The organism is Paenibacillus baimaensis (assembly GCF_025567575.1).
The window spans coordinates 140,818-152,696 of record NZ_JAOQIO010000023.1 but is presented as its reverse complement, the minus strand read 5'-3'; the positions used below and the strand labels follow the sequence as shown (position 1 = coordinate 152,696).

Annotated in this window: 14 protein-coding genes; 7 read left to right on the top strand and 7 right to left on the bottom strand. The window is 45.6% G+C overall.

Going from position 1 to position 11,879, the window contains the following annotated elements:
• Positions 1–2,126, bottom strand: a 2,126-nt coding sequence (locus OB236_RS10190) for an InlB B-repeat-containing protein (RefSeq protein WP_262683898.1), incomplete at its 3' end; no start/stop codon positions are given.
• Between the two features lie 641 nt (positions 2,127–2,767).
• Here OB236_RS10190 and OB236_RS10185 point away from each other — a divergent pair.
• From OB236_RS10185 to OB236_RS10165, 5 genes are all read left to right on the top strand, one after another.
• The gene (locus OB236_RS10185; protein ID WP_262683897.1) at positions 2,768–2,983 is read left to right on the top strand and encodes a hypothetical protein; all 216 of its coding nucleotides are present in this window, start codon (positions 2,768–2,770) and stop codon (positions 2,981–2,983) included.
• 114 nt (positions 2,984–3,097) lie between these two features.
• Positions 3,098–3,475 carry a GntR family transcriptional regulator gene (locus OB236_RS10180; protein WP_262683896.1) on the top strand — a complete coding sequence of 126 codons (378 nt, stop codon included), beginning with the start codon at positions 3,098–3,100 and terminating at the stop codon, positions 3,473–3,475.
• Entirely contained in the window at positions 3,472–4,350 is an 879-nt protein-coding gene (locus OB236_RS10175; protein ID WP_262683895.1) for an ATP-binding cassette domain-containing protein, read from the top strand. The genes OB236_RS10180 and OB236_RS10175 overlap by 4 nt, the downstream gene beginning before the upstream one ends.
• Positions 4,343–5,032 (top strand): hypothetical protein, encoded by a 690-nt coding sequence (locus tag OB236_RS10170; RefSeq protein WP_262683894.1) that lies wholly within the window; start codon positions 4,343–4,345, stop codon positions 5,030–5,032. The genes OB236_RS10175 and OB236_RS10170 overlap by 8 nt, the downstream gene beginning before the upstream one ends.
• A 16-nt stretch (positions 5,033–5,048) precedes the next feature.
• Positions 5,049–5,315, top strand: coding sequence for a hypothetical protein (locus tag OB236_RS10165; protein ID WP_262683893.1), 267 nt, complete (start codon positions 5,049–5,051; stop codon positions 5,313–5,315).
• A 267-nt stretch (positions 5,316–5,582) separates the two neighbouring features.
• On the opposite strand, the gene OB236_RS10160 is transcribed toward OB236_RS10165, so the two are convergent.
• The 5 genes from OB236_RS10160 to OB236_RS10140 all read right to left on the bottom strand — a co-directional run bounded on the left by OB236_RS10160 (position 5,583) and on the right by OB236_RS10140 (position 9,138).
• Positions 5,583–6,080, bottom strand: a complete 498-nt coding sequence (locus OB236_RS10160) for a GNAT family N-acetyltransferase (protein WP_262683892.1) — start codon at positions 6,078–6,080, stop codon at positions 5,583–5,585.
• Between the two features lie 206 nt (positions 6,081–6,286).
• The gene (locus tag OB236_RS10155; protein WP_262683891.1) at positions 6,287–7,288 is read right to left on the bottom strand and encodes a type I glyceraldehyde-3-phosphate dehydrogenase; all 1,002 of its coding nucleotides are present in this window, start codon (positions 7,286–7,288) and stop codon (positions 6,287–6,289) included.
• A gap of 38 nt (positions 7,289–7,326) precedes the next feature.
• The gene (locus tag OB236_RS10150) at positions 7,327–7,890 is read right to left on the bottom strand and encodes an NADPH-dependent FMN reductase (protein ID WP_262683890.1); all 564 of its coding nucleotides are present in this window, start codon (positions 7,888–7,890) and stop codon (positions 7,327–7,329) included.
• Positions 7,891–8,052: 162 nt separating this feature from the next.
• The gene (locus tag OB236_RS10145; RefSeq protein WP_179097802.1) at positions 8,053–8,277 is read right to left on the bottom strand and encodes a DUF896 domain-containing protein; all 225 of its coding nucleotides are present in this window, start codon (positions 8,275–8,277) and stop codon (positions 8,053–8,055) included.
• 498 nt (positions 8,278–8,775) lie between these two features.
• Positions 8,776–9,138 carry a winged helix-turn-helix transcriptional regulator gene (locus OB236_RS10140; protein ID WP_076238338.1) on the bottom strand — a complete coding sequence of 121 codons (363 nt, stop codon included), beginning with the start codon at positions 9,136–9,138 and terminating at the stop codon, positions 8,776–8,778.
• A gap of 141 nt (positions 9,139–9,279) precedes the next feature.
• Here OB236_RS10140 and OB236_RS10135 point away from each other — a divergent pair, with 141 nt between their 5' ends.
• Both OB236_RS10135 and OB236_RS10130 read left to right on the top strand, forming a co-directional pair.
• On the top strand, positions 9,280–10,170 hold the full coding sequence (locus OB236_RS10135) for an alpha/beta fold hydrolase (RefSeq protein ID WP_262683889.1): 891 nt from the start codon (positions 9,280–9,282) through the stop codon (positions 10,168–10,170).
• Positions 10,167–10,676 carry a dihydrofolate reductase family protein gene (locus tag OB236_RS10130; protein WP_262683888.1) on the top strand — a complete coding sequence of 170 codons (510 nt, stop codon included), beginning with the start codon at positions 10,167–10,169 and terminating at the stop codon, positions 10,674–10,676. Before OB236_RS10135 ends, OB236_RS10130 begins: the two co-directional genes overlap by 4 nt.
• A 158-nt stretch (positions 10,677–10,834) precedes the next feature.
• On the opposite strand, the gene OB236_RS10125 is transcribed toward OB236_RS10130, so the two are convergent.
• On the bottom strand, positions 10,835–11,677 hold the full coding sequence (locus OB236_RS10125; protein WP_262683887.1) for a nucleotidyltransferase domain-containing protein: 843 nt from the start codon (positions 11,675–11,677) through the stop codon (positions 10,835–10,837).
• Between the last annotated feature and the right edge of the window lie 202 nt (positions 11,678–11,879).

The window sequence follows — 11,879 nt, the reverse complement described above, 5'->3', positions numbered from 1 at the left end:
GTTCCCCCGTCACTCACCGTAGCTGCTACGCTCAGTGGCGCGCTGGCGCCTTCGTTCACCGCTACGCCCGTCGGCTGCGTGCCGATGCTCGGCGTGGCTGCGTTGGTCAACGCGTTCACCGTTACTGTCACCGCGCTGCTCGTTGCCGTGGCCGTTTGACTGCCCGTCGCGCTGTTGTTCGTGTTCGTCACTACGACATAGTAGTATGTCGTTCCCGCCGTTGTCGTCGGCGCTGCATACGATGCACTCATGGCGCCGCTGATTGCTGTGCCACCGCTATTGCTGCTGGTCGTGTTGCTGTACCACTGGTAGCTCAGCGTCCCCCCGTCACTCACCGTAGCTGCTACGCTCAGTGGCGCGCTGGCCCCTTCGTTCACCGTTGCGCCCGTCGGCTGCGTGCCGATGCTCGGCGTCGCCGCGTTGGTCAGCGCGTTCACCGTTACTGTCACCGCGCTGCTCGTCACCGTTGCCGTTTTGCTGCCCGTCGCGCTGTTGTTCGTGTTCGTCACTACGACATAGTAGTATGTCGTTCCCGCCGTTGTCGTCGGCGCTGCATACGATGCACTCATGGCGCCGCTGATTGCTGTGCCGCCGCTATTGCTGCTGGTCGTGTTGCTGTACCACTGGTAGCTCAGCGTCCCCCCGTCACTCACCGTAGCCGCTACGTTCAGTGGCGCGCTGGCGCCCTCATTCACCGTTGCGCCCGTCGGCTGAGTGGTGATATTTGGAATAATGGCATTAATTGCCCACTTCGCATACAGTGTCACATCGGCTGAGCCTATGCTGATCGAGTCATCTGCTACATAATCCGTTCCGGTTCCGTCCGTCTTCGTATTCCAACCCACGAACGTATAGCCCGTTTTCACTAAACCTAACGTGTTGCCCAGAACCGTGGCCGTACCTCCGTCGTGATAGGTGCTGCTGTCCGTCGGCACGCTGCCGGACGAAGCGACGTTGCCGTCATACGTTACAGTGTATGTCTTAGTAAGCTTCATGACGGTTGCTTTACTGCTGTTACCTAAATCCTTATACGCAACATAGGGCGTGCCGCTGCTGTCGATGGCTATACTTGTATAATATGCAGTACCTGCCGAATAACCAGCGGAGCCTACATTCACCCACGAGCTTCCGTTGTATTTCATGACGGTTGCTTTACTGCTGTTACCCCCATCCTGATACACAATATAGGGCGTGCCGCTGCTGTCGATGGCTATATTTGTATAACTTGCAACACCTGACGAAAAACCGGCGGAGCCTACATTCACCCACGAGCTCCCGTTATATTTCATGACGGTTGCTTTATTGCTGTTACCTAAATCCTTATATACAACATAGGGCGTACCGCTGCCGTCTATGGCTATAGTTGTATAAGTTACACTACTTGACGAAAAACCGGCGGAGCCTACATTCTCCCACGAGCTTCCGTTATATTTCATGACAGTTGCTTTAAAACTGTTACTCCCATCCATATATACAACATAGGGCGTGCCGCTGCTGTCGATGGCTATACTTGTATAGCTTGCCTCACCTGACGTAAAACCGGCGGAGCCTACATTCACCCACGAACTTCCGTTATATTTCATGACGGTTGCTTTATAGTCGTTACCCCCATCAATATACACAACATAGGGCGTGCCGCTGCTGTCTATAGCTATACTCGGAGATTCTGCACTACCTGACGAAAAACCCGCGGAGCCTACATTCTCCCACGAGCTTCCGCTATATTTCATAACGTAGGCTTTATTGCTGTTACCTAATTCCTTATACACAACATAGGGCGTGCCGCTGCTGTCGATGGCTATGCTTGTAGATTCTGCACTACCTGACGAAAAACCAGCGGAGCCTATATTCTCCCATGAGCTTCCGTTATATTTCATGACGGTTGCTTTATAGCCGTTACCCCCATCCTGATACACAACATAAGGCGTGCCGCTGCTGTCGATGGCTATACTTGTAGATTCTGCACCTCCTGACGAAAAACCGGCGGAGCCTACATCAACCCATTGTTCAGCCGCCGCTTGGGCAACCATTGGTGCGCCCATATAGGCTATACCTGACAAAAAAATCAGCATCCCCAGCATGTAACTTAATAATTTAAGATGAATCTGCTTTACTTCTCTATTCATTACATCTAGCTCCCATCAATAATAAATTATAAGTAGTTTTCTAGAGTCCAACTTTGTTGAGGGCCGTAAAAAATTGCCCTTTGCAACGATTTCCACGCCCGACCGTATCCACATTTCCGTCCCAGTAAAGCACAGTATATTTCTGCGGCACAGTAGGTCTATAGAGATGGAGACGCAACCATCGCAGGAGACATAAACGGAATGGAAAGCGATAATACAGAAAAAAAGCACACCCAGCTATAATAAGCGCGAGCTTCAGCAAAAAAGCTTCTTTATTCTTGTTGACAGTATCATCGTTTTACTCCTCTTAACTTTAAGTTTAATAACATCAAATCATCACTCTTATAAGTCTACTACTTCCAAATAAAAGAATAATGAAAGATTCAGCCATAAATAGAAAAAAATCGCGTAGCATCAAGCCTTCGCGGTTTTTTAATTGACGCAATTAATTATTTTCTGTCGAAAAATCGTTTACCAACAACTCTATGGTCTGGGACATGGTAATACAACCGATGAAGCCCGAAGGAGACCGTTGAACTCAGGTGTCAATTCATTTTTTAACAAAAAGTTGGTACAACCAGTAAGACTCCATTTTTATATAACAAGTAGACCTAATCGATTACATGAAGAAGATCAAGGTCATGATCAAGACCGTGGGTTTCTTCTCATTTAGCATTTTGGTGCTGTTCCGAAAGATTGCCCGTTCAGATATCCGGCACCTCCCGGACGGCCTTATACTCGTTCTTCAAAATAAAAATCCGTTCCAAGTTCATCATCTCGGGGGCACCGCATTAATTCACCCGAACGGCATTCATAGTTATATGCATCATGCCCTGCATGGCGGAGCTAAAACTTAATCCATTCGAACTCGCAAACACGTGTTATTGAAATTTTTTTAACGAATGTGTTGACTCAAGCACCAACACGTATTATAGTATGTCACAATACTAATATACCAATAGGGTGATGAGATGATGATCAGCTTTGACGATAGCCAGCCCATCTTCCAGCAAATCGCTGAAAAGATTGAGGATGACATCCTGAAAGGGGTCTACTGTGAGGATGAACAGATTATATCGGTGGCGCAATTTGCGAGCACGTTTCAGATCAATCCCGCTACGATCGTGAAAGGCATCGCATTGCTTGTGAACGAGAACATTCTATACAAGAAAAGAGGGCTCGGCATGTACGTGGCTGCAGGTGCGAAGAAAGTGATCACGAGCAAAAGAAGGGCTCGGTTCTATGACGAGTTGGTCGTCAAGCTGCTCAATGAGGCTGAAAAGCTGGAAATGACCTATGAAGACGTAATTGAAATGATTAAACAAAGGTCGGGAGATGATCGGAAATGAGTACGATTCTTGCTTGTTCCAACGTAACCAAAAGCTATGGTAAGAACGATGCTGTTCGCAATCTCGAAATGAAGCTGCACGAGCACACCATCTGCGGATTGCTCGGCCGCAACGGCGCCGGTAAAACCACTTTACTCAATATGATTACCGGCAGCATATTCCCCAGTAATGGCCAAATCGAAATCGCAGGCTCCCGGCTCAAAAAAGGGGAAACGCCACAGGACGTCTGTTATGTACGGGAAAAGAATCTATTCTTTGGCAGCGCCAAAGTCATGGAGATCCTGCAGCTTGCTTCGGTGTTCCACAAGAACTGGGATTGGCCTTTCGCCCATAAGCTGCTCACAACCTTTAATCTGAACCCTAACGAAAAAATTCGCCAGCTCTCCAGGGGAATGGAATCCCTAGTGGGCAACGTCATCGGTCTGGCAAGCCGCGCGTCTCTAACGATTTATGACGAACCGGTGCTTGGTCTTGATGTGCTAATGCGTGAGCGGTTCTACCGCATTCTGGTTGAGGATTACGCGGAATATCCGCGTACCATTCTGCTCTCCACACATCTGATAGACGAAATCGCGATGGTCGTCGAGAAAGTCTATATAATGGATTCCGGCTCCATCCTGCTGCATGACGAAGTGGACAACATCCGCGACCATTCCCATTTGTTGATGGGTGACCGGGAATCCGTTGATCGCTTCGCGAACGGCAAACAAGTCATTTACCAAGAACCGTACGGTAAGGGCGTTCTGGCGGCATTATACGGAGCGCTCGGAGATGCGGACAAACAGCAAGCCCACAAGCTCGGCATCACCATTGAAGGGCTACCGCTTCAGAAATTCTTCTCTTACTTAATTGAAGGAGGTCAGCGAATTGAATAAAACGACTGTATTAATGAAGGCATCCTTCCTTCAGCTTAGGCTGTATCTGTGGATTGTTCTGGGCATCCTCACTGTCAGCGTCATTACCAATTTGATCATAAGTTTTGCATTGCGATCCGGCGAAAATTCTTCGGTGTCAGCGGCGAATCTGACTACGCTGTTCTTAATCTTTGTATTAGGCAGTGTTCTGCCTGTAAGCTTCTTCAAAAAGTTGATTATTTTAGGCGCAACCCGTAAAGAGTATTATCTCAACATTTTGTTGGTATACACGCTATGGGCAGCCTTATTCGCCGTGCTTAACATCGTATGGTTCCAGTTTGAACTGAACTTGATCCGGAGTTATGAACATACGTTTAATATTCTCGAAATATTCAACTGGGATCAATTTGGTATTGCCGGTATGTTCATATACCAGTTTGGCGCATACCTGTTTCTGTTAGCGCTCTTGAATCTATTATTTTCCGGACTTCACCACCCGGTGGGCTGGGTGATCTGGGCAGCCTTCATTGCGGCGATCCCCGTTTTCACCTCAATCGCGCAGCTTCGACATAAACTCGCCGACGGGTTACTGATGCTGCTCTTTAACGATTCTCTTCTGCAAGGATTCGGATTGACATTCATCATCGCCTGTCTGCTCCTATTGGGCGGTTGGTGGTTTACAGCTAGACGTGCCTTGATTTGAGACGGTTGGCGGCCTTGTGATCCAAGTGCTCATAAGAACATTAATCTTTGGTGCACTAACCTTCATTATTATGAAGATGTATCGTGGGAAGAGTTGGGCCCGAATCGCTTTAATCATCCTGCTTGGCGGAATCGGGACGCTGTCTTTGGTCATCGATCCCATCAAGTGGCTTCTGGAAGGCAACTCTTTGGGCACGATGTTTGACGGGGTCGAACTTACTTCGCTCCTGTTCGCCGCAAGTCGAGTGGTGCATTTGGCAGCCGTATTAATGTTGCTCCTGTGATCGAGGGTAAAGGGCCCAACCTTTTTGCTGGATACGGAACACTACCCATACAAAGATGTGGAGTTGTTGGATTTTAAATCCCTTGGCGGTGTCGTTGTTCAGCTGCACTACGCGATAGGTCATTAATAAGTCAAAGTTGCGATCTTAATTAACAGTAAACCCGCCAATTAACGCAATTGGCGGGTTTATATATTGGAAAGTATTAAAGAATCAATCGACTGGATATCTGTTCTTAATCTCCGACACCCTTGCATGATGCCACACGCTCTACTGCCCGTTAGCTGAATCATTCTTAGTCATAATCATCTTAAATTTTTGACGTGTCCCTCCTTCTATTCCATTTGGAATCACTTCCATTAAAGGTACAAAACCAAATCTCTGATAGAGCTTTCTCGCTGGTTGACCATCTGGTATATCTTCACCGAATGTAATCACTGATACTTCTGCTGGAACATCGACAAGGTTCAAGACATGTCTAAGAAGCTCTGTTGCTATTCCTTTGTTTCTCGCATTAAATGAAACCGCTAGCCATCCAATTTTGTATATTGGGGATTTTGATGAAGTAAATAAAACTCCTCCGAGTATGCGAGAACCTGGTATTCCATCTTTTTCCAGCACGCAAAACGCAGATTGTTGTTTTATATTTTTCTCTATTGCCTGAAAAAACTTCGGGTCAGCTACCATCGGACCAAAAAGATATTCGACTTCAGAAGCTAGTTCTAACCAACCGTTCAATTCATCATTTGTTGCGCTAACAACATTCATTACTAAACGCTCCTACAGTATCCAAGCATTTTTTACAACATAGTACCACATATTGGGTTTAACTCCCGTTAGAAAGGAAACAAGAGCTCAGCCGTATCCACGACCCTGTATGACGAGAAAAGATGCATCTTAGAATGTATTGGCTGTCGCCTTTGGCTTCGCTCATACGTTCTAAGATGCATCCAATTCATTATCAATCGTCTAGCTTATGGTTTTGTAACAAGATAAGAGGCTACCTCAGCCAACCGTGAAGCATAACCCCATTCGTTGTCGTACCAAGTAGCGACAGACAATAGTTCACCTTGTACTTGGGTTAAAGGCAAATCAATAATCGAAGAATGGGGATCAGCTACGATACGGGACGAGGCCCATTCCCCTTCCAAAACATCAAGAACGCCCTTTAATTCGCCTTCTCTCGCAGCTTCTCGAAACATATCGTTAATCTCTTGAACGGTGCATCGTTTTTCCGTTATCAAATTAAGTTCTGCGATGCTCCCGGTACGGGTCGGAATCCGGTAGGCTTTGCCTGTGATTTGCAGGTCATTCCAAATGAATTTCAGAGCTTTGGCTGCACCTGAAGATGACGGAATGATGTTCTCGGCAGCTGCCCATGAATCCCGGCGGTCCTTCATCGGCTGATCCGTCAACGATTGCGTGTTCGTATACGAGTGTACCGTGGAGAATAATCCGTATTGAATGCCATAGTTTTCTCTGACCAATTTGACTACCGGTGCAAGCGCATTGGTCGTGCAACTCGCCATGCTAATGATTTTATGCTTTTCCGGATCGAAGCTTTCTAAGTTAATTCCTTTAAGAAGTACTGCGTCGCAATCTTCTAAGGTTTTGCTCGGACCGCTGACAAGCACCCTTTTGGCGCCTCGCTCCAAATGCAGTTCAGCTACTGATCGCGTAACGGCTCGTCCGGTACAATCAATGACCAATTCAACGCCTAATTCACCCCAATCGGGCAATTCAGCGGCCGAATTCAAATAACGAATCTCCCGGTCGCCGATTACGATTGCGCCTTTTTGAGCAGATACTTTCTCATGCCAACGCTTGTAATTTGTATCCACTTCAAAAAGTGCGGCAAGCGTAGCCTCGTCTTTAATATCCGAGATAGAAAAGGGGACAAACAAATTTTGTTGCAACGCCGCCCGAAGGAGCTGTCTTCCGATACGTCCAAATCCAAAAAGCGCAATTTTACCCATAATAGCCTCCATATATATTAGATTAGTTATTATCCTTACTACTCATTAAGCCGTTCTACCTGGTTAATCCATTGCAAAAATGATTGAACATAACGCTGCAAATATTTGCGAGTCGTATCATCCGTGAGCTTACGAGTATTTGAATCAATCTTGTCCGTGACTTGAGAAATATACATTTTTTGAGCCGGCATCACATAGGACTGGGTGGCATCCAACGTTTGCCTGATTTGCTGCTGCGAAAGAATCGTCCCTTTTGCGCCAGGTGTTGCGCCTATCACACCTGCAGGCTTATGAATTAAGACGGCTGTTTTGGTAGGTGTCGATGCCCAGTCCAGTGCATTTTTTAGTACTCCCGGTATACCTGAGTTGTACTCCGGGCTAACAATGAGAATACCATCCGTCTTTTGAATCGCCTCGCGATAATGCTTAACTGGATCTGGCCCTTCTTCATGATCCAAATCCGCGTTATAGAGGGGAAGATTAGCAATCGATATGAATTCATATTCCGCGGAATCTACAAGTTCTGGAATCGAATTCGCAATCATTTGATTAAAAGAGCTTTCCCTCAAACTTCCTACAATAATCCCTATTCTTTTTGACATCAGCCAACCTCCAGAATTCATTCTCATATAATCATACAATACTTTCCTTACTATGCGTGGGAAAACATTAGTTTAGGTGCCACGGCTATTAACCTGGCTGGTTGCCAACCGCAGAAACTATCTTAATTTATATATTCTTAAATTTAAGATATATGACAAAAATTATTGATCATTAGCTGCTTTTTTATCAATAAGCCTTTTAGGCGTAACATCGTTCCCAAATTCATCCATAACAGACACGTTCAGAAGCGTTGTTAATAGTTGCCCGCGTAAAATCTGTAAATACTGCGTCCGAAGCGCTGCTTGTTCCTCTTTCTCAGTATCAGATAGACCTGAACTGCGCTCAATTCTGCTCAGTTCATTAATACGGTTCAAAATTGGAATCATTCTCATTACCTCCTTGAAGTCGTCTAAATAATATCTTAAAATCATTTATCTTATTTTAAAGATATATGATTTTAAGATAACTGTCAATAGCTTGTTTTCAATTAAGTTTATTTCCCGTTCAGTGATCAAGAGCTTCCTTTGATGGTAGGCAGCTCGAAAATTAATCGTCCCCCATTGATATAGCGATCTAGTATCGATTCAAATCGTGTGCCGGCTGCCGTTGTATTGTGATTTAACTAACGTTCTTTTTTAGTTTAGTCGTCCGAGTTGGAAATAGCGCCATACTAGAAAAATACATGAAACAGTTACTGCCAAGAAGATAACAGAGATTTGACGATTCCTCCGCATTTTGATTCCATATGAATAAAAGCAGATTGCGGCAGCTAACTTGGCAATACTTTGATAATATGCATGATTTGAAAACAATGAACTGCTAAGGTTCCCCGCGCTGTATGTAACGGCAAGTTATAAGGCCATCCTGCAATGGATGGCCTTAAATCACAGCACCTTTTCTGCTCCATGACCGCCCCCGTTCGTCTCTTTCCGTAGATATGCGCCATGCTCTTGAGTCCACGTCCACATGGCGGCAAAGATCGGCTGCAAGCCCTGCCCACTCTCGGTAAGTTCATACTCGACATGCAGCGGAACGCCTGGATAAAGAGTACGAGTGACGATTCCCTTCTCCTCTAATAATCGCAAGCGGTCTGTCAATGTTTTCGGACTAATGGGCTCCAGCTTGCGGCGTAATTCCCCAAACCGTCGGGTCCCGTTAAACAGTTCGAACAAAAGGAGAAGCATCCATTTTCCATCCAAAATCTCCAGTATAGGCTCAACGGTACCCGGACAAGATTGATCCATCATCGGTTATCCCTCCATAGTTCATTTTTTGAAACTACTGCACTTAAATGTAACTACTTTCCAAATGTACCACAGATCGATTATGATGTGAATCAAGTCAGGAAGAAAAAAGTTATTAATAAGTAACAGCGAGGAGGACCAATTTTGGATAGACCGTTTAAATTAGATCCGACGGAGTACCCGTTTACCGATCACTGGTTCCCTTACCGTGACGGTTACATTCATTACCTTGATGAAGGGCAAGGACCAACGGTCCTTCTCCTGCACGGGAACCCTACGTGGTCATACCTATATCGGAACGTTATCAAAGACCTTCGCGAGGAATTCCGTCTCATCGCTCCGGATTACCCCGGATTCGGTATGTCAAAAGCACCATCTGGCTACCGCTTTACGCCGCAAGAGCAATCGGTTGCCGTTCAACATCTGATTCGCCATTTGGATTTAAAAAATTTTATAGTAGTCGTTCAAGATTGGGGAGGTCCGATTGGCCTTAGCTATGCGGTAGGGCATCGAAATAACTTGCGTGGCATCGTCGTAATGAATACATGGGCTTGGCCTGCGGAAATTTTGCCGATGAAATTGTTCTCGCTAGCTATGGGAGGGTGGCCTATCGGGCGCTGGCTTCAGACACGCCGCAATTTTTTCGCCAAAGTCATTGTTCCGCACGGGATATACCAAGCCGATAAAGTCACGGACAGCTTGCGAAAAGCTTATACCGACCCATTCCCGACCCCGAAGTCCAGAATACCGACATGGGTATTTCCCAGGCAGATCCGCAAGGCACGAACATGGCTCGCCGACATAGAATCGAAGTTGCCGAGTTTGTACGATTTGCCTGCACAAATCCTATGGGGAACGAAAGACAGTGCTGGCTTCCCACTCGAACAGATGACCAAATGGCAAAAATATTTGCCTTTGAACGAAACCGAGGTCCTAGAAGATGCCTCGCACTATGTGCAAGAGGACCGTCCAGATCGGGTAGCGGCATCCATTAGAAGAATAATGAATCGAACACAAGGAGGAGTATTACGATGAAAACAATTTTATGGGCAACTTTAACGGCTAACGGCAATTATGCGCAATCCACCCCTGAAAACCCGCCGAAAAAAGAAGCATTGGAAGACTTCGCTATACACGCTAAAGCCGCAGGGAATTTCATTGTCGGGCGACGGACTTTCGAAGGTATGCGCGGCAACGGTGGCCCAGGCCCATTTGGCGACGTCGACGTCGTCGTGATTTCTAAGAATGCTGCGGAAATTCCTGGCATAAAGGTTGCGAGATCGCCTCAGGATGCCTTGGACTACTTGCAACAAAAAGGGCATCAGACCGCTCTCATTAGTGGCGGTGCGGATATCCACAATTCATTTCTGGGCCAAGGACTTGTAGATGAAATGATTTTCAATGTAGCACCATGTTTGGAAGGTAAAGGGTTAAATCTTTTAATCGACAAAGAAAACTACCAATATAAGCATTTGGAACTGCTGGACTGCAAGCCTCTCGGCGGTGGCGTCGTTCAACTGCGCTATGCGATTGACCAATAAATGATTTAAACCTTCATTATGATTATTCCCATGAAGTTAAGGCTGAAGTACCGTCCCCGGGCATGAAGACCCTTTTTCTAGGGGTCTTTTTATTTTTCATGACAGCCGTGGATGATCGTCCACCCTAAAAACTTGCCCTTAGTTCCTCGTCAGTTCAATCACGATTTGGTTTTCATTAGATTTTCTGTTTCCTGAATAAGCTCACGAATCATGTTAATAGCCTTCTTTAAACACTCTTGATCTTCCGTGATAAAAGTGAAAATCTCATTTATTCTCTGGGCGTATTTGCTTGGTACTATGCTAAATGAATCGGCAATGGCAGTAGCCCCCTTTTCATTCATCAAGTAGGTTTCGTTAATTGCAAACAAAACCTGATTCAAGCAGGATACTGACCTGAAACAGCATCCAGCGATATAAGATAAATCTTTTTTGTAGATACCTTTATATCCATTATCGAGAGCAAAGGTTGCCTCCCAAAAAAATTTTCGGATGGTCGCTTCTTGAAAAACGGGTGAGAATGGGGTTGCTCTACTCTTCAGTTTTCCTACAAGATCTGAAGGGTCCCATAACACTTTACACAACGCGATCTCAGCCAAATAAATCGAGTTGGCAAATCCATGGGGATGTCCCGGTTGATAATCCATTGTGATATTTCCCATGACACATTCTTCAATTACATGTGACACTTTATTTTGATCACGAAATAAAAAATCAACTGGAATTTGATTAACTTCCAACCAGCCACCGCCATTAATCCATGGTCCCCAGCCGCCTATTTCTGTCACTAAGTTTTCTCTATGGTCGTCATCCAATTCAGCAGCAACCTGACGAAGCTGGCTAATATCCAGCCCTTTTTCGGAATCGTAGTAGATACCAATATCAATATCAGAGTTAGGGCTTTCAGTCCCCCTAGCTCTTGAACCGCCGAGAACCAGAGCATTTATTCCTCTGATTTGTTTTAAATGGTCAACAATATTCGAAATTGTGTATTGCTCGTTCATAATTCTCGCTCCAGTCCTAAGTTCGATTATGTCAATAATAATGAACTACTGTTCTTGGCTGCAAGGGAGAGAATTTATTAAACAATCCTGCCCTTGTGAATGATCAAAGCATATAACCCAAACATTCCAAATCAAGGTGGTGTTTCATAGCTTTTTATGGTTGAAAACTACTCTGAATCAGATTCGTCTCACACCCCCCAAA